This is a genomic window from Comamonas guangdongensis (assembly GCF_041079535.1).
Classification (GTDB): Bacteria; Pseudomonadota; Gammaproteobacteria; order Burkholderiales; family Burkholderiaceae_C; genus Comamonas; species Comamonas guangdongensis.
Genome location: NZ_JBFYGN010000007.1, coordinates 194,512 through 217,312 on the forward strand (window position 1 = coordinate 194,512; position 22,801 = coordinate 217,312).

A 22,801-nucleotide genomic window follows, 5' to 3' on the forward strand; every position below is an offset into this window, starting at 1 on the left:
GACTAGTTTAGATTCTGTTGGCAAGCGCCCGCCCCAATAGCCCCTGTCAGGCATGCTGCGCGACCTGGGCCGTGCCGTTGGCAAAAGTGATTTCCGCCGAGCGCGTCAGCGTCTTGAGCAGCCAGTCATAGGCCTGGGGGTGCGGGCCGCGGCGGCGCCACAGCGCGTCCACATGCACGGGCGTGACGTCAAACGGCAGCTCGCGCAGCACCAGCTGCTCCTGCATGCCCGTCACGGGCACGAAGTGGCGCGGCAAGATGGTCAGCAGGTCGGAGTTCATGACCACGCGCGCGGCCGTGAAGAACTGGTTGACCGTGAGCACCACCTCGCGCGTGTGGCCCAGCGATGCCAGGGCCTCGTCGATGAAGCCGAAGGAGCGGCCCGAGAAGCTGACCAGCATATGGCGCGCAGCGCAGTAGTTGTCCAGCGTGAGCGGCACCTGCTCCAGCGGGTGGCCTTTGCGCATCACGCACAGATATTCGCCCTCGTAGAGACGGCGGCTGTCGAAAGCCACCAGCGCCCCGGCCTGGGCCCGCGCCGTCAGGTCGGCCAGCACGGCGGGGAAATAGCCCACGGCCATGTCGGCCTCGCCGTCGTCCAGCAGCGGCCGCGGATCGCGCGTGGTCAGCGGCAAAAGCCGTATGCCTATGCCCGGAGCCTCGCGCTCCAGGATCGGGTACAGCGGCGGGATCAGCGTGGCGGCCGTGGCATCGGCCATGGCGATCACGAACGTGGCCTCGGCCGTGGCGGCGTTGAAGTCGTCGGGTGCCAGCACGCCTTCGAGCTGCTGCATGGCCTCGCGGACCGCCGGCCACAGGGCCTGGGCGCGCGGCGTGGGCTCCACGCCCTGGCCCTGGCGCACCAGCAGCTCGTCTCCCAGCACCTCGCGCAGCCGGCGCATGGCGTTGCTGACCGCAGGCTGGGTGATGGAGAGCTTGTGCGCGGCGCGCGTGAGGCTGCGTTCGGACATGACCTCGTCAAACACGCGCAGCAAGTTGAGGTCCAGCGAGCGGAAGTTCAGGGACATGGCGTCATCCAATACATCACTGCCGTGAATGCTACAGATTCAAAATATAAATTTGAATATACCTAGGGTAATCCCTATAGTTACACCTAGTCCCCGGGCATTTCGCCAAAAGCGTGGATCCAAAGGGTTAACTGCCATGAGCAACTTTATTTACAACTCCTACTGTGTCGAGCACCCCGGTGTGGTGCGTATCTATCAAGCCGATGACGAGCGCATGGCCGCCATCGCCGCCAGCCACCAGGCGCGCACCCAGTCGCGCTGGATGGTACTGGCCGTCGTGCTGGCCGCCCTGGCCGCCGGCATCTACCAGGCCACCGAGACTTGGAGCGACGGCCATATGCTGGCCGCCTGGATCGTGCTCTGGGCCATGGCTTTCGCCAGCGTGGCGCTGTTCACCACGCCGGTCCGCCGTGCCATCAACATGGTTCGCACCGGCTACCGCGCCTGGATCGGCAGCCGCCAGCAGGCCGCAGCCGACGAGCGCATCTGGAATGCCGCCTTGCAGGACGCACGCCTGATGGCCGATCTGGCCCGCGCCATGGATCGCCAGAACAGCTGATCTACTCGCCTCTTCGCAAAAAAGCCGCTGCCCACAAGGCCGCGGCTTTTTTCATGGCCACGCTGCAATCGGGCCCAGCCCTTGAAGCATCTGCGCCGGCAGCGATCAAAGCGGCGGGCCCAAAAAAAGCCCTGCGGCCTATGGCGGCAGGGCTTGGGTCTGCGGCGGGAGCTTAGGCCGCCAGACGCTGTTCCAGCTTGGCCTTGGTGTCCAGCAGGGCCTTGGGCAGGTTGTAGGCCAGCTTGTCGAAATGCTCGCCGTGCAGCTTCATCTCCTCGGCCCAGGCGGCCTTGTCGATATTGGTCACGCTGTCGAACTGGGCGGCGCTGAAGTCCAGGCCGTTCCAGTTGATCTCGGCGTACTGGGGAGCGATACCGAAGGCGGTTTCCTGACCCTGGGCCTGGCCTTCCAGACGGTCGATCATCCACTTGAGCACGCGCATGTTTTCGCCGTAGCCAGGCCAGACGAACTTGCCTTCGGCGTTCTTGCGGAACCAGTTGGTGGTGAAGATCTTGGGCAGCTTCGCGCCCTGGGCTTCGATCTTGGCGCCCAGGTCCAGCCAGTGCTGGAAATAGTCGCTCATGTTGTAGCCGGCAAACGGCAGCATGGCGAAGGGGTCGCGGCGCACCACGCCTTGCGCGCCGAAGGCGGCGGCCGTGGTTTCGGAACCCATGGTGGCAGCCATGTACACGCCTTCGGTCCAGCCACGCGCCTCGGTCACCAGCGGCACGGTGGTGGAGCGGCGGCCGCCGAAGATCATGGCGTCGATCTTCACGCCCTTGGGGTCGTCCCAGGCTTCGTCCAGCGCGGGATTGTTGGTGGCGGCCACGGTGAAGCGGGCATTGGGGTGGGCGGCCTTGGCGCCGGTTTCCTTGGCGATCTGGGGCGTCCAGTCCTTGCCTTGCCAGTCGATCAGGTGATCGGGCAGCTTGCCCTGATCCTTTTCCATGCCTTCCCACCACACGTCGCCGTCATCGGTCAGCGCCACGTTGGTGAAGATCACGTTCTTGTCCAGGCTCAACATGCAGTTCGGGTTGGTGAGCATATTGGTGCCGGGAGCCACGCCGAAGTAGCCGGCTTCGGGGTTGATGGCACGCAGCGAGCCGTCGGCCTGGGGCTTGATCCAGGCGATGTCGTCGCCGATGGTCGTGACCTTCCAGCCGTCGAAGGCCTTGGGCGGCACCAGCATGGAGAAGTTGGTCTTGCCGCAGGCGCTGGGGAAAGCCGCAGCCACGTGGTACTTCTTGCCTTCGGGGTTGGTGACGCCCAGGATCAGCATGTGCTCGGCCAGCCAGCCCTGATCCTTGCCCATGGTCGAGGCGATGCGCAGCGCAAAGCACTTCTTGCCCAGCAGGGCATTGCCGCCGTAGCCCGAGCCATAGGACCAGATCTCGCGCGTTTCGGGGTAGTGGACGATGTACTTGGTCTTGCTGCAAGGCCAGGTGGTCTGGTCCTTCTCGCCGTCCTTCAGGGGCGCGCCAATGGTGTGGACGCAGGGCACGAACTCGCCGTCGGTGCCGATCACGTCGAACACGGCACGGCCCATGCGGGTCATGAGCTTCATGTTCACGGCCACATAGGGGCTGTCGGACAGCTCGATGCCCACGTGGGCGATGGGCGAGCCCAGGGGGCCCATGGAGAAGGGCACCACATACATGGTGCGGCCCGTCATGCAGCCGTCAAACAGGGGCTGCAAAGTGGTGCGCATCTCGGCGGGAGCCATCCAGTTGTTGGTCGGGCCGGCGTCTTCCTTCTTGGCGGAGCAGATATAGGTGCGGTCTTCGACACGGGCCACGTCCGAAGGATCGGTCCAGGCCAGGTAGCTGCCGGGGCGCTTGGCCAGAGGCTTGAAGGTACCGGCGTCCACCAGTTGCTGGCATAGGGCGTCGTATTCGGCCTGCGAGCCATCGCACCAGTGGATCTTGGCGGGCTTGCACAGCGCGGCCATCTCGGCCACCCAGGCGACGAGCTTGGGGTTCTTGACGTAGTCAGGCGCCTGAATGTTCAGGCTTTGCACGGCGGCGTTCATGGAGAGTTCCTTCAATTGAAAAAAACCAGTTTTTCAAAGAAGCACCCGGCCGGATCGCCTCGGCTGCGTCTTTGAAAAAAGGCTTTTGAAAGGGTCGGCCAAGGTTTTCCTAGCGTTCTCCGGTGCCCGCAATGCGTCAGAAATGGTCAAAACTGCCGTGCGTTGCACAGCAGCGGGACATCGATTCTAGGTAGGGGGGCAAAATTTGTCAGCAACTGACATGCAATAACTATGCATTTTGTGCATCAAAATATGCGCGACGATATGCCTCCGCGAGCCGCGCGCCCATGAAAAATGTCCGCTGTCAAGTCCTTTCTAAAACTTGGCTACGGAAAAAATCTCTTTGCCGCCAACAGTTTAGGTAGTTCCTCGCCGTTTCTTGCGCCAGAGCCATTTCAGGCCAGGAGCCACATGGGAGCGTCGCCAAGATCATGCCGGGCGAACGGCAGAGAGTCAGAGGCAGTCATATAACCGCATGCAAGTCGGCTCCTACGGAGCTGCACACTACGATACTGCCCTACCGGGCCGCTGATCGGCCACACCAAGGCCGACCACCGCATGGACCGGTGCTGGCTCAAAGACGCCGAGGGCGACGCACTGCACGCGGTGCTGCGCGCGGCCGGCTTCAACATCCGCTGGCTGCTGCGCGCCATCGCCCGGCAGGGCATCGTCGAGCTTTGTTTGATCTTGAGCGCGGTGGCGCACTCTGCACCGGCAATCTCTGAGCTGACACTGATCCGTTCAGCGCTCTCGGCCGCCCACTCAGGCTCAGAGCAAGACCCTTCGCACGCTCACCTTGCCGATCGGGTCATGAAACGAATTTCGCAGGGCCGACGCCATATCGTGGTGGACACGCTCGGGCTACTGCTGGCCGTCACGGTGACCACTGCCTGCGTGCAGGATCGCGATGGCGCCGCAGACGTTGTTGCGCAAGCCTATCGAAAAGCTCCCACGATCCCACGCATCTACACCGACGGGGCTTGTGGCGCTCAATGCGCCCGAGCGCCCGAGCGATCGAGCGATCGAGCAGATTCATGGCATGCGGGTCGAGGTCGTACGCAGGCCAGGCAACCGCTCGACCGGCGCTCTGCACGATCCGCAGCAGTCGCTCTGACAGGAGCCGGTCAACGGCTTCGTCGTATTGCCCAAGCGCTGGGTCGTCGAGCGAACCCATGCCTGGAGCGAGCGCTGGCGCCGCATGGTCATGCAACATGATCACAAGACCTCAATTTCCGCTGCCTGGGTCTGGCTCGCCGAGGTACGTATCCTGTCCAGCAGGCTCGCTCTCGGTCGTTGATTTCTTCTACACCCTTTTAAGCCATCCAGTACAAAAAGGATCAGCTCATCGCACCCACGCCGGGAAGTAGCCCAATGAGTCTTGCACCGTGCTGTCGTGTGCCGGAACCACGACCAAGTCGGGTTCAGATTGCATCAGCGCACGCACCTTTTCAATACTGCTCTGCGTTTGCTGCGGGTTGCTGTCCACCAGTTTGCCCGCGACCCAGAACTTGGGCTTACCTTGCTGCAACGCCGCCACTGTCCAGGCCACATCTCCAATGAAGAAATACTGCTTGCCTGAATCTACCGTGACAAAGAGTCCCACAGACCCGGGGGTGTGGCTAGGCATCGGCACCAGTACCACCTTGCCATCCTTGAAGACATCGAGACTTTCAGGATAGCCCTTGAACGGTATCGGCTGAAACACCAAAGGCTCCCATTGAATGGTTGCCGCACTGGTTTGCGACTGCCATGTTCCTCCGGGGCCCGTACTGGGGGAGCGCACCAGCTCAAGCTCCGCAGCGGCAACGCCAACCCGCGCCTCGGGGAAGTCTTGTGCACCGCCCGCGTGGTCCCAGTGGCTGTGGCTCAGGATCACCCGTTGCAAAGGAGGGATACCCGCGTTGTCCAGTTGCGTTCGCGCTGTGACAACCGGCTTGTCGTACTTGAAGAACAGCCGCCACCAGATCGGCATGCCTTGCTGGTATTGACTGTCGATCTGGCTGCCCATGCCGGTGTCAAACAGCAGGTAGTCGTTGTGGTGTTTGACAAGGAAAGCCGAGAAATTGGAGTTCACCTGCTTGGTGATGCTGCCGCCCGGCACCAGCAGCGCCTGTGGAACCGCGACCTGCGACGTCTTGACGATCGCAAAGCCCACATCGGGAGCCGCGTCAGGCTTCGGGTCCGTTGTTTGGGCAAGCGACGCGTGGGTCACCAAAGCCGACAGAAGGAGTGTGCAGAGGTATGTACAGCGGCGAAACATTTTCGTGTCCTGAGCGAAAAGGAGCCAAGCGTAAAGTTTGGTCTATGCTCCAATGTCAAGGCTTTGTCGTCATGCCTTCCGCACACACCACCATGAATGTCAGCCAAGTCGCCAAGGCGGCCGGTGTTTCCACCGACACCGTTCGCTACTACGAGAAACAAGGGCTCATCAGTGCGCCGCCACGCCAGCCCAACGGCTATCGTTCTTACGGCGAACCCCACGTTGGTCTGGTGCGGTTTGTACGGGGCGCGCAAGCGCTGGGATTCTCATTGGCAGAAATAAAAGTCATCTTGCCGCAGATGGCGCAGGGCGCGTTTGGTCGCGGAGAGATCGAGCAGCAACTCGAAGCAAAGATGGCGCAGATCGACGCACACATGGCGCAGCTCAGGACGTTGAAAAAGGAGCTCCAAGCAACCTTGGATGCGCTGCGATGCGCACCCTCGAAGCCAGTGTCCACCGCGCAAGCGACGGCCCCCGACAGCGGCAGCGGTGCGGGCGCGGCAGTGGTGCGACGCGCATTTGCCAAGTCAAGCGAGCAACGTGATGCGCTCCGAAAGTCAGCCCAGATAGGGCATCAACCAACTCGTCGAACACCACCGAGTCGTGACGATTGTCCCCGGTGACGCAGAACATCATCGGGATGCCTTGGCCATCCGTGACGGGATGGCGTTAGCTGCCAAGCTTGCCCCTGTCCGTCGGGTTTGGGCCTGTGTGCGAGCCCCCCGGGGGCTGGGCACGCTGGCCCCGTCCATGCTGAATCGGTTGAAGTCCAGTTTGTCGGCGTTGCGCAGTTCCATTTGCCCAGCGTCAGCGGTAAGCGGGCGGCCATCCCATCTTGACCGACAGCTTTCGATAGCCGCGAAATTCCGCTTTTAGCCTGTTGATTTCCATCCAGAAGTGACCCACTAGCCCCCGGCGGGTCAGTTTTGCGTGGAAATTAACAGTTGACTCCAATTCCTCGCCCGAACCGGGCGGTCAAGTCGCTGGATAGCCGCTCGATCAACTGTTCGCCGTAACCAGCGCGCCGCTTGCCCTGTTGCTCGGCCTCCACGATGCGGCGGCCGACTTCCCAATAGCTGGCCGTCATCAGCGCATTGACGCTGCGCGCCGCCGCCTGGCGAGCGGCATCCAGCAGTTCCACGATGCCGCCGTGGATGCCGGCGTAGCCGGCAGGCAAGACGGCGGGGGATTTCCCCGTCGCCGTCAGCGTTTTCTTGGTCATGCTGTGGCCTCCGCAGGGCGAGATGCGCCGGTGATGGCCTTGCGCCGGTTCGCCACCAACTCGGCCGCTTCGCGCACCGGCTTGTCCTCAGTGTGGACGTAGCGCATGAACATCGCCACGGTCTTGTGCGCTGTCAGCGCCATGCCGACCTTGACCGGAATGCCCGAGTTGGCAATGTCGGTGGCGGAGCGGTGCCGGATGCCGTGCGTGCCCACGTGGGTCACGCCGGCACGCTTAAGAATGCGCGTCCAGCCGTTGTAATACTCGCCCGTGGTCAGGTGCTGCCCCGGATGGTTCGGGGATGGGAACACGTGCGGGCAATTGTCCTGGCGAGGCGCAGTGGACAGCAGCCGATAGGCTTCCTCGCTCAGGGGCTTGGACATGCCGCCGGTCTTGCTGTCGAGCCAGACCACGCGCCGGTTCTCCAGATCAACCCAGGCCCATTGCAGTGTGATGATCTCGGAGCGGCGGCCCGCAAACTCAAATTGCAGCCGGACTGCCAGCGGCAGGATGGCGTGATCCAGGCCTAGCCCATCGGTCTCCAGAAAATCGAGATACCGGAACAGCTTGCCCATCTCCTCGTCGCTGATGAGGTGGGTGGCCTTGCCGTTGGGGTACATCGGGACGTGGCGGCACGGATTGGTGCCGTCAGGCCGGTAGCCCCACACTCCGGCCAGGTTGAACATCTTGCGCATCACGCTGAACGTGCGGTTCGCGTCCGCTGGCTTGTGCGCCATCTTCTTCATCGCCCCGGCCACGTCCGGGCGCTTCACGTCCTGCACCTTCATGCGGCCCAGCAGCGGAATGATGTTGTTGTTGATGCACTTTTGGTAGCCGACCTGTGTGCTGGGCTTGTTGCGCTGCTTGGAGTGATCCTCCATGAACTTCTCGCACAACTCCTTGACCGTAGGGGCGGCACGGGCGGCGGCCTTGGCCGCGCCGGGATCGCCGCCCCGGCGAACCTCGGCCAGCCATTCCTGGGCCAGCGATCGGGCTTGCTCGACGGTCAATTCACCGTACAGACCCAGGGCGGGCTTGCGGCGCTCTCCTGCGTTCGTGCGGTACTGAACCATGAAGACCTTGCGGCCCGCTGGTGTAACCTTGCACAGGAAGCCGGGCACCAGCGTGTCCCGGAGTTCGACGGCTTGCGCCTGGGGTTGCGCTGCATCGACTGCGGACTTGGTGAGCTTGATTTTCGCCATGATGACTCCTCGGAAAGACCCGATTCCCAGGAGCCTTCTAGGGGCCAGCAGAGGGGAAGCCGGGTCAGGTTTCGGAAAGCACCGGCATATATTGAACTCGCCTAAGTTATTGATAAACTTGCTGTATCGGGCTTCGGCGTAGTCCAGCCAAGTTCGGTGCTGGAGTCATGGTGAAATGAAAAAACCCCGCCGGAGCGGGGTTGCTTTCGGAGAGGTGGCCAGGGCTAGGCCATGTGCACGGCAATAAAGGCCAGCAGAAACATCATCACGGCGCCGGCGACGGGAATGATGATGGGAATGAAAGGCACAGCGGCTTCGGCTGCATCCTGCGGCTCATGGTTCACGACGGGATCATCTGACATGCGATCAACACTCCTGACAACAAGCGGTGGGATGGCAAAGGGGTCGCAATCATTCTAGGCATGAGCTGCCCATGGCCGCTAGGGGAAAGCCAGAACGGCCTGTGCAACTCTTCAGTCCGCGCCTTCCGGTGACTGCGGCTCCATGCCGAGCTGTCGACGAGCCATATAGCTGCGTGGCGGCAAACCCGTCATCTGCCGAAAAAAGCCTGTGAATGTGGCGTCGGTGCTGAAGTCCAGCGCATGGGCCACCCATTGCAGCGAGGCCGGTTCGGTCAGCAATTCGATGGCCCGCATGAGCCGCCATTGCTGACGCCACTGCTGATAGCCCATGCCCGTATCGCGCTGGAAGATGCGGGTGATGGTGCGGCTGCTGGCACCGGTCTGCTGGGCGAGCATATGCAGCGGTGGCGGCACCTGTGTGCCCAGGGTTTGCAGCCATGCAGCCAGGCGCCGGTCGCTGGGCAGCGGCAACACCATGGGCTCGCTATTGGCCTGCTGCAGCTCGTCGAATGCCACCTGCAGCAACCGGGAAGCGGGGCTGTCCCGCCAGTCGGTGGCGAAGGGCAACTGTGCCAAGCGCTCAAGCACAGCCTGCAACAGCTCTGTCGCTGTCCAGACCTGGATCTGCTGCGGCAAGCTGGGAAAGCGCCGGGTGTCCAGGTACAGCGAGCGGTAGTCCGTGACACGCGTCATCTGCGTGCGATGCAGGGTGTGGGGCGGAATCCAGGCGATGCGTGTGGGCGGCAGCATGACGAGCCGATCGGCCAGCACGATGCGCATGCAGCCTTGTGCGGAATACAGCAGCTGGCCCAGCTGATGGGTATGGCGGCCCGAGTCAGGCCACTTGGGCCCCAGCCGGGCGGCCACGCCGAGAACGGGCACGTCATGAGCAGCGGCTTCGCGGTCTGCGTCGAACGCCCTGTGGGCGGCCAACAAGGCCATGGTCATGTCTCCTAAAGATTGCGCGCCAGAGCGGTGCTTGGTCGAGGCCTTGTCCGATTTTAGTAATGAATCGTCATCGTTACGTAACTACGTCATCGAGTGCCTGCCTACATTGCCTGCCATGTCATCTGTTTTCTCTGTTCGCACCGGCCTGGCCTTGCCGGCGGCGCTCCTGATGTTTCCCCAGGTCGTCGAGACCATGTACAGCCCGGCACTGCCATCGATTGCGCAAGGCTACGCCGTGACTTCGGCCCAGGCCGGGCAGACACTGTCGCTGTACTTTGCGGCCTTTGCTCTGGGCACAGTGTTGTGGGGCCGGCTATGCGATCGCTGGGGACGCCGGCCGGCAATGCTGACCGGGTTGGCGCTGTACGGTATGGCGTCCTGCATGGCGCTTTGGGCACCGGATTTTGGCTGGCTGCTGGCCGCCCGTCTATTGGCCGCCATGGGGGCAGCCGTGGGCTCGGTGGTCACGCAGACCGTGTTGCGCGACCAGTACGGCGGCGCAGAGCTGGCGCGGGTCGTTGCACTCATGGGTCTGGCACTGGCCATCAGCCCTGCACTGGGGCTGTTGGCCGGTTCGGCCCTGGTGCACTGGCGCCAGCATGAAGGCGTGTTTCTGGGCTTGGTCTGGCTGGCGCTGCTGCTGAGCGCCTGGACTGCCTGGTCTCTGCCAGAAACCCGGCCTGCGGCTCGGGAGGGCCTGACACCTGTATGGCCGGTGCTGCGCCGCATGGCGCGGGATGGGGCACTGTGGCGCACGGCAAGCATGGTGGCCTGGTACAACCTATGCCTCTATGGGTTCTACCAGTTGATGCCTTTTCATCTGACGCAGTGGGGTGCATCTTCATCCTGGCTGGCCACGGGCGGCATTCTGCTGGGCCTGGGTGCCGTGGCCGGTGCCTGGCTCAACCGGCGCTGGCTGGCTCAGGGCGCGAGCGCCACAACCCTGGTCCGCAGGGCCAACACCTTGTTGCTGGCTGCAGCACTTGGAGTCATGCTGGCCGTGCTTGGCCGCAGCGCTTGGCTGGTGGTTCCCATGGCCTTGGTGGCCCTGGCCTACGGTCTGGCCATTCCCAATCTGCTGGCACCGGCGCTGCAGCATTACGCCGACTGTCGGGGCACGGCGGCCGCACTGCTGGGCTTGAGCTATTACACCTTGCTGGGTGCGGGCCTGGCGCTGGCGACGCTGGTTCAGCAGTTGAGCGTGGTCTGCCTGGCATCGGCGCTGGCCGTGCACTGGCTGCAACCGCGCGAGCCACACTGACATATCCGTGCCAGGGTGCGGCCGAAAGCAACAGCACTGCTTTCATGTCGACCATGCGCAGATAGATGCGCACTTGCATGCATGGGAATATGCTGAGCCTACGGACGACCCGACGCCTAGCGCAGGCAGTTCAAAGCCGCAACGCGGCGCCGAAGTCCATCGCCGAAAGGATGGCCGATATGGTGAGCGTTTCTTTCTTGTTCTGGCTGATCGTCCTGCTGCTGGTGATAGGCTTGGCATCCGCCTCGATCTGGATTTTTCGCGAGTACGAACGCGGCGTGGTCTTCACGCTGGGGCGGTTCTGGAAGGTCAAGGGTCCGGGGCTGATCTTCATCATTCCCGTCGTTCAGCAGGTGGTGCGCGTGGATCTGCGCACCGTGGTGCTGGAGGTCCCGGCACAGGACGTGATCTCGCGCGACAACGTCTCGGTCAAGGTCAATGCCGTGGTCTATCTGCGCGTGGTGGATGCCGAAAAAGCGATCATCCAGGTGGTCAACTATCTGGAAGCGACCAGCCAGCTCGCGCAGACCATGCTGCGCTCCGTGCTGGGCAAGCACCAGCTCGACGAGATGCTGGCGGAGCGCGAATCGCTGAACCTGGACATCCAGCAGGCGCTGGATGCGCAAACCGACACCTGGGGCATCAAGGTCTCGAATGTGGAGATCAAGCAGGTCGATCTGACCGAGTCCATGATCCGGGCGATTGCGCGCCAGGCCGAGGCCGAGCGCGAACGCCGCGCCAAGGTGATCCATGCCGAGGGCGAGCTGCAGGCCTCGGAAAAACTGTTCCAGGCGGCGAAAGTGCTGGCGCAGGAGCCTCAGGCCATCCTGCTGCGCTATCTGGAGACGCTGACCGTGATCGGCGCGGACAAGAACACGACCGTGATCTTTCCCCTGCCCATGGATCTGGTGGCGCCGCTCATGAAGAAGCTAGGGACACTGCAGGTCTGAACCGTGCCGCCCCGGAGTGCATGGACTCCATCACACCAGGGCGGCCTCCATGCCGGCGCGGCGCAGCTGGTCCAGCACCTCGCTCACATGGGCGTGGCCGCGTGTCTGCAGCACGAATTCGATCTCCACGTTCTGCGCGGCCAGCATGGTGAAGGCGCGCTGGTGATGCACCTCCTCGATGTTCGCGCCGGCGCCGGCCACCGTGGCCGTGATCTGGGCCAGCACGCCGGGCACGTCGCGTGCGCTGACGCGCACGCGCGCCAAGCGGCCCGAGCGCACCATGCCGCGCTCGATGATGGCGGCCAGCAGCATGGGGTCGATATTGCCGCCCGACAGCACCAGTCCCACCTTCTTGTTCTTGAAGCGCTGCGGGTAGCGCAGCAGCGCGGCCAGGCCCGCCGCACCGGCGCCTTCGACCAGGGTCTTCTCGATCTCCAGCAGCATGAGCACGGCCTGCTCGATATCGCCCTCGTCCACCAGCAGCAGATCGTCCACGCAGCGCCGCACCACCTCCTGGGTGATGATGCCGGGCTGGGTCACGGCAATGCCTTCGGCAATCGTCGAAGTGCCCATGGGCAGGTCGGTATGGCGCAGCGCATTGACCATGGAGGGGAAGCGCTGGGTCTGCACGCCCACGACCTCGATTTCGGGCTTGAGGGTCTTGGCCGCCGTGGCTATGCCCGCGATCAGGCCGCCGCCGCCGATGGCGATCACCAGCGTGTCCAGATCGGGCTGGACCTGCAGCATCTCCAGCGCCAGCGTACCCTGGCCCGCGGCTATGGCTTCGTCGTCATAGGGGTGGACAAAGGTCAGCTGCTGCTCATTCGCGAGCTTGTAGGCATGGGCGCGCGCCTCGGCCAGCGTGTCGCCATGCAGCACCACCTCGGCCCCGAAGCCACGCGTGCGCTCCACCTTCACGCCGGGCGTGAAGCGCGGCATGACGATGACGGCGCGCAGGCCCAAGCGCTGCGCATGGTAGGCCACGCCCTGGGCGTGATTGCCGGCGCTCATGGCGACCACGCCATGGGCGCGCTCCTCGTCGCTGAGCATCAGCAGCTTGTTGAGCGCACCGCGCTCCTTGAAGGAGGCAGTGAACTGCAGGTTCTCGAACTTGAGATACACCTGCGCGCCCGTGATCTGCGAGAGCGTGCGCGATTCAACGCATGGAGTCTGGAGTACGGCGCCGTTCAGGCGCTCGGCGGCGGCTTGGATATCTGCATAGGTCAGCATGGTGAAGCTATTGTGCAAGCGCCGCGCCACCCCGTCCACGCGGCAAGTCCTGCCACTCATCTATTGATAGCTTAATCCGCTCTTTGTTGCTGGCTTGCAAGCCAAAAATATCGGTATGTCAGTAAGCGGGACCGCCGCAGCTGAGGCCTAAGGATTACCCTTGGTTCTGACAAAACATGCAACATAGTGCCTAAATTCACGTGCATTTTTAGAATGATTCTGCATAATTGTGCCAACACCCCTAGAGCAAGTGCACTATCTTTCATCTCCCCAGGAGGCGAGCATGCAGCAGCAACCCAGCGTCGATTACCGCACCAACCCCAGCCAGTACCGCCATTGGTCGTTTGAAGTGGACGGCTCCATCGCCCGCATGAAGCTGGACATTGCCGAGGATGGCGGCATACGCCCCGGCTACAAGCTCAAGCTCAACAGCTACGACCTGGGCGTGGATGTGGAGCTGCACGACGCGCTCAACCGCATACGCTTCGAGCATCCTCAGGTCAGGACGGTGATCGTCACCAGTGGCAAGGAACGCATCTTCTGCTCGGGTGCCAACATCTTCATGCTCGGCGTCTCCTCGCATGCATGGAAGGTGAACTTCTGCAAGTTCACCAACGAGACCCGCAACGGCATAGAGGACAGCTCCAGACACGACGGACTCAAGTTCGTGGCGGCCGTCAACGGCGCCTGCGCAGGCGGCGGCTACGAGCTGGCCCTGGCCTGCGACGAGATCGTGCTCATCGACGACCGCTCCTCCTCGGTATCCCTGCCCGAGGTGCCGCTGCTGGGCGTGCTGCCCGGCACGGGCGGCCTGACCCGCGTGACCGACAAGCGCCATGTGCGCCACGACCTGGCCGACATCTTCTGCACCAGCGTCGAAGGCGTGCGCGGCCAGCGCGCCGTGGACTGGCGTCTCGTCGATGCGGTGGCCAAGCCCGCACAGTTCAACGAGGTGGTGAACCGCCATGCCGCCAAGCTCGGCGAGCGCAGCTCGCGCCCCGGCTCCGCCAAGGGCATAGCACTCACCAAGATAGAGCGCGAGCAAAGCGCGGACGGCCTGAACTATGCGCATGTCGGCGTGCAGATCGACCGCAGCAGGCGCACGGCCAGCATCACCGTGAGAGCACCGCAGGGCCAGCAGCCCGCCAGCATCGAAGCGATCGAAAGCGCGGGTGCCAGCTGGTGGCCGCTGGCCATGGGCCGCGAACTCGACGACGCCATACTGCACCTGCGCACCAACGAACTCGACGTGGGCACCTGGGTCCTCAAGACCGAGGGCGATGCGGCCGCCGTGCTGGCTGCCGACCAGAGCCTGATCGCCCACCGGGACCACTGGCTGGTGCGCGAAACCATAGGCCTGCTGCGCCGCACGTTTGCGCGCCTTGATGTGTCCTCGCGCTCGCTGTTCGCGCTGATCGAACCCGGCTCCTGCTTTGCCGGCATGCTGGCCGAGCTGGCCTTCTGCGCCGACCGCGCCTACATGCTGGTGCTGCCCGACGAACCCGAGCGCCAGCCCGTCATCACGCTGGACGAATTCAACTTCGGCCTGCTGCCCCTGGTCAACGAGCAAAGCCGCCTGCAGCGCCGCTTCTACGAGGAAGCCGCGCCACTGGAAGCCGCGCGTGCCGCCGTGGGGCGCGCTCTGGACGGCGATGCAGCCCTGCAGCTGGGACTGGTCACCGCCGCGCTCGACGACATCGACTGGGAAGACGAGATCCGCATCGCCATCGAGGAGCGCGCCGCCATGTCGCCCGATGCGCTCACGGGCCTCGAAGCCAATCTGCGTTTTGCCGGCAAGGAGAACATGGTCACGCGCATCTTCGGGCGCCTGTCGGCCTGGCAGAACTGGATCTTCAACCGCCCCAATGCCGTGGGCGAAAAAGGCGCTCTCAAGTTGTATGGAACAGGCCAGAAGGCCGGCTTTGATTTCAACCGCGTTTGATACCCACCGCATTCAGGAGACATTCCATGAGCAGCATCGACTACAGCCAGAAGATTCCCAACAACGTGGACCTCAGCGGCGACCGCACCCTGCAGCGCGCGCTGGAGAGCTGGCAGCCCAACTTCATCAAATGGTGGGACGACGTGGGCCCCGAGGGCTCGACCAACTACGACGTCTATCTGCGCACTGCGGTGAGCGTGGATCCGCAGGGCTGGGCCCAGTTCGGCCACGTGAAGATGCGCGACTATCGCTGGGGCATTTTCCTGAATCCTGCCGAGCAGGATCGCAGCATCCATTTCGGCGACCACAAGGGTGAGAAGGCCTGGCAGGACGTGCCCGGCGAGCACCGCGCCAATCTGCGCCGCATCATCGTCACTCAGGGCGATACCGAGCCCGCCTCGGTGGAGCAGCAGCGCCACCTGGGCCTGACCGCGCCTTCGCTGTACGACCTGCGCAATCTGTTCCAGGTCAATGTCGAGGAAGGCCGCCATCTCTGGGCCATGGTCTATCTGCTGCACAAGCATTTCGGCCGCGACGGCCGTGAGGAAGCCGAGGCCTTGCTCGAGCGTCAATCGGGCGACGAGAACAACCCGCGCATCCTGGGCGCCTTCAACGAGAAGACGCCCGACTGGCTGGCCTTCTTCATGTTCACCTATTTCACCGACCGCGACGGCAAGTTCCAGCTGGCCGCGCTGGCCGAGAGCGCCTTCGATCCGCTGGCGCGCACCACCAAGTTCATGCTGACCGAAGAGGCCCACCATATGTTCGTGGGCGAATCGGGCGTCTCGCGCGTGCTGGCCCGCACCTGCCAGGTCATGAACGAACTCAGGACCGATGACGTCAACCGGCTGCGCGCGGCCGGCGTGATTGATCTGCCCACCATCCAGCGCTATCTGAACTTCCACTACAGCGTGACCATAGACCTGTTTGGCGCCGACCAGTCCAGCAATGCCGCCACCTTCTACAGCTCGGGCCTCAAGGGCCGCTACGAGGAAGGCAAGCGCAGCGACGACCACGCGCTGCACGACCAGCAGTACAAGGTGCTGGAAGTGGTGGACGGCAAGCTGCAGGAAAAGGAGGTGCCCATGCTCAACGCCCTGAACGAGGTGCTGCGCGACGACTACATCAAGGACAGCAATGCCGGCGTGGGCCGCTGGAACAAGGTCATGGAAAAGGCCGGCATCGACTTCCGCCTCACGGTGCCGCACAAGGCCTTCAACCGCCAGATCGGTGCGCTGGCCGGCGTGCGCATCAGCCCCGACGGTCGTCCCGTGAGCGAGCAGGAATGGGAGCTGCGCAAGAAGGAGTGGCTGCCCAGCGACGAGGACCGCGCCTTCGTGGCCTCGCTCATGGGCCAGTGCCTGGAGCCGGGCAAGTTTGCGGGCTGGATCGCACCGCCGGTCATGGGCATCAATCGCCAGCCCGTGGACTTTGAATACGTGCGCTTCAACTGATCGGGCCTGATGGCCGCGGACCGCGGGGAGAACACCATGAGCACCGTCACCATGATTGAAAACGGCATCCTCAACCAGCATCTGATCGATCCGGAAATCTGCATTCGCTGCAACACCTGCGAAGCCACCTGCCCGGTCGATGCCATCACGCATGACGACACCAACTATGTGGTCATGGCCGACAAGTGCCAGGGCTGCATGGACTGCATCTCCCCCTGCCCCACGGGCGCCATCGACAACTGGCGCAAGGTGCCGGCCCAGCAGGCCTATACGCTGGAGCAGCAATACGGCTGGGAAAGCCTGCCCGAGGAGCTGCCGGCCGAGCGCCTGGCCGCTGCGCAGCAGGAGCCCGCGGACCTGACCCAGGCCCAGGCCGTGATTGCGGCGGCCGCCTTGGCGAGTAGCGCGAGCGCCGCCAGCGCCAGCAGCGCAACCGCCGAGCCGGCCTTCAGGGCAGCCGCCTACGGGGCCACCGTGCCGCCCTGGTCCGCAGCGCACGCCTATACCAATCTCTACGGCCCCAAGAGCCCGGTCACGGCCAGCGTGACCGGCAATCTCAACTGCACGGAGGCAGGCTTCGACAGCGAGACCCACCACATCGTGCTGGACTTCGGCGCCATGCCCTTCCCCGTGCTCGAAGGCCAGTCGATTGCCGTGATTCCGCCGGGCCTGGACGCCAACGGCAAGCCCCATGTGGCGCGCCAGTACTCGGTGGCCAGCGCGCGCAACGGCGAACGCCCCGGCTACAACAACGTGGCGCTGACGGTCAAGCGCGTCACCCAGGACCACGAGGGCCGGCCCGTGCGCGGCGTGGCCAGCAACTATCTGTGCGATCTGCAGGTCGGCGACCAGGTGCAGGTCATAGGACCTTTCGGCAACTCCTTCCTCATGCCCAACCACCCGCGCTCGCACATCGTCATGATCTGCACCGGCACGGGCAGCGCCCCCATGCGCGCCATGACCGAATGGCGCCGGCGCCTGCGCAAGAGCGGCAAGTTCGACGGCGGCAAGCTCATGCTGTTCTTCGGCGCGCGCACGCCCCAGGAACTGCCCTACTTCGGCCCGCTGCAAAGCCTGCCCAAGGACTTCATGGACAACAACCTGGCCTTCTCGCGCGTGGCGGGCCAGCCCCGGCGCTATGTGCAGGACGCCATCCGCGAACGCGCCGTGGACCTGGCCCGGCTGCTGGGCGACGACAACACCTACATCTACGTCTGCGGCCTCAAGAGCATGGAGGAAGGCGTGCTGCTGGCCCTGCGCGATGTGGCCCAGCAGGCCGGCCTGGGCTGGGACGAGCTAGGCTCAAAGCTCAAGCGCGAAGGGCGCCTGCATCTGGAGACCTATTGAAGCCATAGGCGTCGCGTGCCAGCGCCTGGGCGAGTATCCATGCCGGATCGACCAGCTCGGCGCCGCGCGCCTGCGGCGCCAGCGGCAGCGCCAGCGGGATCTCGGTGCAACCCATGATGACCGGCACCCGACCATGGCGCTGCAGCAGCGGCTCCAGCACCTCGCCAAAGCACCGTGCGGCCAGAGCCGTATCGCCCTGCTTGACGCCCTCGTAGATGCCCTGCATGAGCCGCGCACGGCCGCCCTCCTCGGGCAGCAGCGCAGCTATGCCACACCCGGCCAGGGCCGCATCGTAGAGGCCGCTGTCATAGGTGCCCGCCGTGGCCAGCACTATGGCCTGGCGTGCGCCGCCGGCCTGCAGGTGCAGCGCGGTCTGGCGCGCGATATGCAGCACATGCAGCTGCGGAAAAAACGCCTGCAGCTGGCCATGCCAGGCATGGGCGGTGTTGCAGGCCAGAGCCACGCTGCGCACGCCCAGCGCCGCCATGCGGCCCACGCCCTGCAGCAGATGCTGGGCCGGCCCCGTGGGCGACTGCGGGTCCCGGCGCAGGGCCAGGCTGCGGTCGGGCATGGGCAGCTGCACCAGCCAGTGCTCGGGATAAGCCTGGTCATGTACAGGCTGTCCCTGCTCCCGCAGCTGCTCCGTACAGGCCTGCACGAACAGGCGCACGAAATCGGCCCCCGCCGCAGGCCCCATGCCGCCGAGAATGCCCACGGCGTGCGGGGGCTGCCGCTGCGTGGACAGTTCCATCTCCGTCATTTCGCTATCTCTATCATTCAAAGCACTGCGCATGAAACCGGCACGCCCCAAGCGAGGGACACCGAGCAAGGGCCGCCCCGCAGCGAGGGTGTCGTCCCCCTCCCGCGAAGCGAAAGAGGGGGAAGGCGCGTGAGCGCCCCAGGGGGTGTTTCAGAATGAAGGCTTGTCGCTGAGCTCCTGCAGATTGCGCTGCAGCTGCTCGCTCATGGGCAGGCCCAGGGCCACATTTCTCGGAGCGATGGGCTGCATGAACCATTTGTCATAGAGCTTGGCAAACGCACCCGACTTCATCAGGTCGCCGATCACGCCGTCGACCAGCTGCTTGAACTGCGGATCGTCCTTGCGCAGCATGCAGGCATAGGGCTCGACCTGCAGAGAATCGGCCACGACCTCGAAGTCCTTGGGATTCTTGGCCGTGGGAATCAGTCCATAGAGCAGGATGTCGTCCATGCCGAAGGCCGCAGCGCGGTCGTTCTCGACCAGCAGAAAGCCGTCGGCATGGTCCTTGGCCATGACTATGTTCATGCCCCAGCCCTTTTCGGCATTGGCCTTGCGCAGCACCTGCAGATTGGTCGTGCCCGTGGTGATGGACACGGTCTTGTCCTTGAGGTCGGCGTAGTTCTTGATGCCCGAACTCTTCTTCACCAGCAGCCGCGTGCCCGTATAGAAATGGTTGATCGCGAAAGCCACTTCCTTGCCGCGCACGCTGTTGTTGGTGGTCGATCCGCACTCGAGATCGACGGTGCCGTTGCTCAGCAGCGGCATGCGGTTCTGCGAGGTCACGGCCTGCCACTGCACCTTGAGATCGGGCCGGTTCAAGCTCTTCTTCACGGCCTCGGCCACGGCCTGGGAGATCTCCACCGTCATGCCGACAGGCTTGCCGTTGTCCAGGTAGCTGAAGGGCACGGAGGACTCGCGGTAAGCCAGGGTGATGCGGCCGCTTTCGCGCACCTTGGCCAGCGTGTCGGCCTGTGCACCGGCCAGACAGCCCAGCCCCAGGGCCAGGTACAGCAGTCGGGTGTGAAGTTGCATGCTTGGTCTCCTCGTCGTTGGTAGATGTGCGGCCAGTGTAGGAATGAAGGCCGCATTTGCGGAATGACAATATCGAGCCCATCCATGCTTGCAATTTATGGGCCAGCCCTCGCCCACCCTGCGGCGGCCGCCGGCCATAACCCCCATGCATACCCCATGTGCCAAATGCCATGGCTGAGCCAGCCGCGCCGCGCCTACAGTGCGGCTGCATGGAGAAACGATCAATGCATGTCTGCATCGTGGGCGCCGGCATCGTCGGCCTGGCAACGGCCTATGCGCTGCAGCGGGCCGGACACCGCATCACCGTGCTGGAGCGCGCGCCGGAGCCGGCCGCAGGCGCGAGCGGCGGCAATGGTGCACAGCTCAGCTATTCCTATGTGCAGCCGCTGGCCGATCCGGGCATCTGGAAGATGCTGCCCGGGCTGCTGCTGGAAAAGGACTCGCCGCTGAGCTTCCGCCTGCGTGCCGACCCCGCCCAATGGGCCTGGGGACTGCGCTTTCTGGGCGCCTGCAGCACGCAGGCCTCGGGGCGCGGCACCCGGGCCCTGCTGGCCCTGGCCGCGGAAAGCCGGCAGGCCTTCGAGACCATGCAGGCGGCCGAAGCGCTGGCCTGCGACCTGCACACGCCGGGCAAGCTGGTGCTGTTTGCCACGCAGCAGGGCCTGGATGCGGCGGCGCGCCAGGTGGCGCTGCAGGCCGGCCTGGGCGGCGCGCCGCAGCAGGTGGTCGATGCCGCCCAAGCGGTGCGTATCGAGCCCGCACTGGCCGGCTATGCAAAGCGCATCGCCGGCGCCGTGCACACGCCCAGCGAAAGCGCGGCCGACTGCCGGGCGCTGTGCGCGCAGCTGGCCACGCTGCTGGCCGCGCGCGGCGCCGAACTGCGCTACGGCACGGAGCTGCAGGGCTTCGAGCGCCGCGGTGACGCCGTCGCGGGCCTGCACACCGCTGCGGGAGTGCTGCACGCCGACCACTATGTGCTGGCCAGCGGTTGGGAAAGCGCGGTCCACGCGCGCCAGCTGGGCCTGCGCATTCCCGTCTATCCGCTCAAGGGCTATAGCATCACCGTGGACGCTGCAGCCGCGCCCCATGCGGCGCCGCGCGTCAGCGTGACCGACACCACGCGCAAGGTGGTCTTCGCGCGCCTGGGCCAGCGCCTGCGCGTGGCCGGCATGGTGGAGATCGTGGGGCAGGATCTGCGCATAGACCCGCGTCGCATCGAGAGCCTGCGCCGCTCCACGCAGGAGGTCTTTGCCAGCCTGCCGCTGGACGGTGCGCTGCAGCCCTGGAGCGGCATGCGCCCCGCCACGCCCACGGGTCTGCCCATCACGGGCCGCCAGCGCGGCGGCCCGCGCAATCTGTGGCTGCAGACGGGCCACGGCGCGCTGGGACTGACGCTGGCCTTCGGGTCGGCGCAGCGGCTCGCTGCGCAGATGCAGCAGGTCTGAGAGCGCTTGAAACTGGCTCGCCCCAACCCGGAGACGCCGAGCAAGAGCCGCCTCGCCGCGAGGGCGTCGTCCCCCTCCCGCAAAGAGCGAGAGAGGGGGAGGCTGCATAGCAGCTCAGGGGGTGCTTAAAAGCTCCCGCAAGGCCTTGCGCATCTCCTCGGTCATGGCTCGCGCCAGCACCGAACCGGGGCGCTGGGGCATGCTCAGCGCATTCACGCCCACGGTGATGCGCGGCCGCAGCGGCACCACATAAACCTTGTTCCGGTCGGCCGCCAGGGCCGTGCAGCCGTCCATGATGGCCACGCCCAGGCCGTATTCGGCCATGGACAGCGCCGCATGGTAGGTCTGCACCGTGACCATGGGCGACAGGCCCACGCCATGCTCGCGGCAGGCCTGGCTCAGGCGCATGCCCAGAGGATCCTGGGCATCGAGCGCGACCACGGGCAGCTCGGCCAGGTCCTTGAGTTCCATGCCGTCCTGGCGCACGCGCGAGGGCGGCAGCAAGCCCTTGGGCAGCACGCAGAACATGTCCACCTCGGCCAGCAGCTCATGCTCGAGCGCGGGCTGGCCTACAGAGCTGATGACAAAGCCCACGTCCGCCTCCTGCAGCAGCAGGGCCGACACCACCTGGGGCGTGTGCAGCGCCTGCACATGGACCTGGACCTGCGGATGGCGGCGTCTGAAGCCCGCCATGGCGCGCGGCAGCACTTCGCGGCTGAGAGCGAACACGGTCAGCACGTTCAGCCGGTCCACCGCCTGGCCATGGCGCAGATTGGCGGCCAGGCGCTGCACCTCGTCGAGCTGCTCGAACAGCTTCTCGATATGCGGGAACAGTGCCAGCGCCTCATTGGTCGGCGTGAGCCGACCGCGTGCACGCTGGAACAGCGCAAACCCCAGCTGCAGCTCCGCATGCTGCAGGGTGCGGCTGACCGCGGGCTGGGTGATGTTGATGAGCCGCGCGGCAGCGCTGACACTGCCGGTCTGCATCACGGCGTTGAAGACCTCGATATGGCGCAGGCGCATGCGCAGTCCTCAGAAACGGTTCATTCCTCGCCGGACTGGGCGCGCGCCAGGCGCTCGCTCTTCCAGTACACATCGTCGCCACCGTCGATGCGGTTGAGCACGCGCGCCAGCACGAACAGCAGATCGGACAATCGATTCAGATACTGGCGCGGCGCGGCGCGCATGGACTCGGACTGCTCCAGGGCCACCACCTGGCGTTCGGCGCGGCGCGCCACGGTGCGGCAGACATGGGCCTGGGCGGCAGCGCGCGTGCCCGCCGGCAGTATGAATTCCAGCAGGCGCGGCAGCTGGGCGTTGTAGCGTGCCAAGGCCTGGTCCAGCTGCAGCAGAGCATCGTCCTTGAGCAGCTCGTAGCCGGGCATGGACAGCTCGCCGCCGAGGTTGAACAGCTGGTGCTGGATATCGACCAGCAGCTCGCGCACATCCTGCGGCAGGGTTTCGCACAGCAGCAGCCCGATATGAGAGTTGAGCTCGTCCACATCGCCCATGGCGTGCGGACGGCCGCTGTTCTTGGAGACGCGGGTGTTGTCACCCAGGCCGGTGCTTCCATCGTCGCCGGTACGTGTGGCGATCTGCGTGAGGCGGTTTCCCATGATGTATTCCTTGCGTATGGCTCTGCTCCCCGATTGTGATGGACGCGCACGCCCCGGGCGAAGAGAGCCGTTACAACGCGCAGGCAAATGTAGTCTCGGGCAACAGCCGGCAAAAGTGCTGGCCCTGGCCGGCTGCCTGCGCTGGAATACGGGCC

At 64.7% G+C, this 22,801-nt stretch carries 19 protein-coding genes and 3 pseudogenes; 9 read left to right on the forward strand and 13 right to left on the reverse strand.

Annotation, left to right across the window (positions count from 1 at the left end):
- Nucleotides 1-46: 46 nt before the first annotated feature.
- On the reverse strand, nucleotides 47-1,027 hold the full coding sequence (locus AB6724_RS08605) for a LysR family transcriptional regulator (protein WP_369338096.1): 981 nt from the start codon (nucleotides 1,025-1,027) through the stop codon (nucleotides 47-49).
- Nucleotides 1,028-1,163: 136 nt separating this feature from the next.
- On the opposite strand from AB6724_RS08605, the gene AB6724_RS08610 reads away from it, so the two are divergent.
- Nucleotides 1,164-1,586 (forward strand): hypothetical protein, encoded by a 423-nt coding sequence (locus tag AB6724_RS08610; RefSeq protein WP_369338097.1) that lies wholly within the window; start codon nucleotides 1,164-1,166, stop codon nucleotides 1,584-1,586.
- Nucleotides 1,587-1,758: 172 nt separating this feature from the next.
- On the opposite strand, the gene AB6724_RS08615 is transcribed toward AB6724_RS08610, so the two are convergent.
- Nucleotides 1,759-3,615, reverse strand: a complete 1,857-nt coding sequence (locus tag AB6724_RS08615; protein WP_369338098.1) for a phosphoenolpyruvate carboxykinase (GTP) — start codon at nucleotides 3,613-3,615, stop codon at nucleotides 1,759-1,761.
- An 828-nt stretch (nucleotides 3,616-4,443) separates the two neighbouring features.
- Between AB6724_RS08615 and AB6724_RS08620 the strand changes: the two are divergent.
- A pseudogene (locus AB6724_RS08620) lies at nucleotides 4,444-4,912 on the forward strand (transposase); the annotation flags it as partial.
- 45 nt (nucleotides 4,913-4,957) lie between these two features.
- On the opposite strand, the gene AB6724_RS08625 reads toward AB6724_RS08620, so the two are convergent.
- Entirely contained in the window at nucleotides 4,958-5,875 is a 918-nt protein-coding gene (locus tag AB6724_RS08625; RefSeq protein ID WP_369338099.1) for an MBL fold metallo-hydrolase, read from the reverse strand.
- A 92-nt stretch (nucleotides 5,876-5,967) separates the two neighbouring features.
- Here AB6724_RS08625 and AB6724_RS08630 point away from each other — a divergent pair, with 92 nt between their 5' ends.
- On the forward strand, nucleotides 5,968-6,498 hold the full coding sequence (locus tag AB6724_RS08630) for a heavy metal-responsive transcriptional regulator (RefSeq protein WP_369338100.1): 531 nt from the start codon (nucleotides 5,968-5,970) through the stop codon (nucleotides 6,496-6,498).
- Here AB6724_RS08630 and AB6724_RS08635 read toward each other — a convergent pair.
- The 5 genes and pseudogenes from AB6724_RS08635 to AB6724_RS08655 form a co-directional block, all read right to left on the reverse strand.
- A pseudogene (locus AB6724_RS08635) lies at nucleotides 6,443-6,666 on the reverse strand (IS5/IS1182 family transposase); the annotation flags it as partial. The gene AB6724_RS08630 and the pseudogene AB6724_RS08635 sit on opposite strands and share 56 nt — an antisense overlap.
- A gap of 158 nt (nucleotides 6,667-6,824) precedes the next feature.
- Nucleotides 6,825-7,097: pseudogene (locus AB6724_RS08640) on the reverse strand (DUF1016 N-terminal domain-containing protein); the annotation flags it as partial.
- Complete coding sequence (locus AB6724_RS08645; protein ID WP_369338101.1) at nucleotides 7,094-8,299, reverse strand: tyrosine-type recombinase/integrase; 1,206 nt, start codon at nucleotides 8,297-8,299, stop codon at nucleotides 7,094-7,096. The pseudogene AB6724_RS08640 and the gene AB6724_RS08645, both read right to left, overlap by 4 nt.
- A gap of 224 nt (nucleotides 8,300-8,523) precedes the next feature.
- Nucleotides 8,524-8,661 (reverse strand): hypothetical protein, encoded by a 138-nt coding sequence (locus tag AB6724_RS08650; protein ID WP_369338102.1) that lies wholly within the window; start codon nucleotides 8,659-8,661, stop codon nucleotides 8,524-8,526.
- Between the two features lie 111 nt (nucleotides 8,662-8,772).
- Nucleotides 8,773-9,603, reverse strand: a complete 831-nt coding sequence (locus AB6724_RS08655) for an AraC family transcriptional regulator (RefSeq protein ID WP_369338103.1) — start codon at nucleotides 9,601-9,603, stop codon at nucleotides 8,773-8,775.
- Between the two features lie 121 nt (nucleotides 9,604-9,724).
- Here AB6724_RS08655 and AB6724_RS08660 point away from each other — a divergent pair, with 121 nt between their 5' ends.
- Nucleotides 9,725-10,870 (forward strand): MFS transporter, encoded by a 1,146-nt coding sequence (locus tag AB6724_RS08660; RefSeq protein WP_369338104.1) that lies wholly within the window; start codon nucleotides 9,725-9,727, stop codon nucleotides 10,868-10,870.
- 179 nt (nucleotides 10,871-11,049) lie between these two features.
- Nucleotides 11,050-11,820: a slipin family protein gene (locus tag AB6724_RS08665; RefSeq protein WP_369338105.1), complete on the forward strand. Its 771-nt coding sequence runs from the start codon at nucleotides 11,050-11,052 to the stop codon at nucleotides 11,818-11,820.
- A 30-nt stretch (nucleotides 11,821-11,850) separates the two neighbouring features.
- Here the strand turns inward: AB6724_RS08665 and AB6724_RS08670 are convergent, their stop codons facing one another.
- Nucleotides 11,851-13,050: a threonine ammonia-lyase gene (locus AB6724_RS08670; RefSeq protein ID WP_369338136.1), complete on the reverse strand. Its 1,200-nt coding sequence runs from the start codon at nucleotides 13,048-13,050 to the stop codon at nucleotides 11,851-11,853.
- A gap of 283 nt (nucleotides 13,051-13,333) precedes the next feature.
- Here AB6724_RS08670 and boxC point away from each other — a divergent pair, with 283 nt between their 5' ends.
- From boxC to boxA, 3 genes are read left to right on the forward strand one after another with little or no spacing between them, the layout of a single operon-like run.
- Nucleotides 13,334-14,992, forward strand: coding sequence for a 2,3-epoxybenzoyl-CoA dihydrolase (gene boxC, locus AB6724_RS08675; RefSeq protein WP_369338106.1), 1,659 nt, complete (start codon nucleotides 13,334-13,336; stop codon nucleotides 14,990-14,992).
- Between the two features lie 26 nt (nucleotides 14,993-15,018).
- A complete protein-coding gene (boxB, locus tag AB6724_RS08680) occupies nucleotides 15,019-16,446 on the forward strand; it encodes a benzoyl-CoA 2,3-epoxidase subunit BoxB (protein WP_369338107.1) in 1,428 nt (475 codons plus the stop codon).
- Nucleotides 16,447-16,482: 36 nt separating this feature from the next.
- Nucleotides 16,483-17,793: a benzoyl-CoA 2,3-epoxidase subunit BoxA gene (gene boxA / locus AB6724_RS08685; RefSeq protein WP_369338108.1), complete on the forward strand. Its 1,311-nt coding sequence runs from the start codon at nucleotides 16,483-16,485 to the stop codon at nucleotides 17,791-17,793.
- Here boxA and AB6724_RS08690 read toward each other — a convergent pair.
- Together AB6724_RS08690 and AB6724_RS08695 are read right to left on the reverse strand one after the other, a co-directional pair.
- The gene (locus AB6724_RS08690; RefSeq protein ID WP_369338109.1) at nucleotides 17,756-18,553 is read right to left on the reverse strand and encodes an aspartate/glutamate racemase family protein; all 798 of its coding nucleotides are present in this window, start codon (nucleotides 18,551-18,553) and stop codon (nucleotides 17,756-17,758) included. The two genes, boxA and AB6724_RS08690, sit on opposite strands and share 38 nt — an antisense overlap.
- Nucleotides 18,554-18,703: 150 nt before the next feature.
- On the reverse strand, nucleotides 18,704-19,585 hold the full coding sequence (locus AB6724_RS08695) for an amino acid ABC transporter substrate-binding protein (RefSeq protein WP_369338110.1): 882 nt from the start codon (nucleotides 19,583-19,585) through the stop codon (nucleotides 18,704-18,706).
- A 224-nt stretch (nucleotides 19,586-19,809) separates the two neighbouring features.
- Here AB6724_RS08695 and AB6724_RS08700 point away from each other — a divergent pair, with 224 nt between their 5' ends.
- Nucleotides 19,810-21,030 (forward strand): D-amino acid dehydrogenase, encoded by a 1,221-nt coding sequence (locus tag AB6724_RS08700; protein WP_369338111.1) that lies wholly within the window; start codon nucleotides 19,810-19,812, stop codon nucleotides 21,028-21,030.
- Nucleotides 21,031-21,144: 114 nt separating this feature from the next.
- Here the strand turns inward: AB6724_RS08700 and AB6724_RS08705 are convergent, their stop codons facing one another.
- Nucleotides 21,145-22,053 (reverse strand): LysR family transcriptional regulator, encoded by a 909-nt coding sequence (locus AB6724_RS08705; protein ID WP_369338112.1) that lies wholly within the window; start codon nucleotides 22,051-22,053, stop codon nucleotides 21,145-21,147.
- Nucleotides 22,054-22,073: 20 nt separating this feature from the next.
- Nucleotides 22,074-22,646, reverse strand: coding sequence for a cob(I)yrinic acid a,c-diamide adenosyltransferase (locus AB6724_RS08710; RefSeq protein WP_369338113.1), 573 nt, complete (start codon nucleotides 22,644-22,646; stop codon nucleotides 22,074-22,076).
- Nucleotides 22,647-22,801 lie beyond the last annotated feature (155 nt).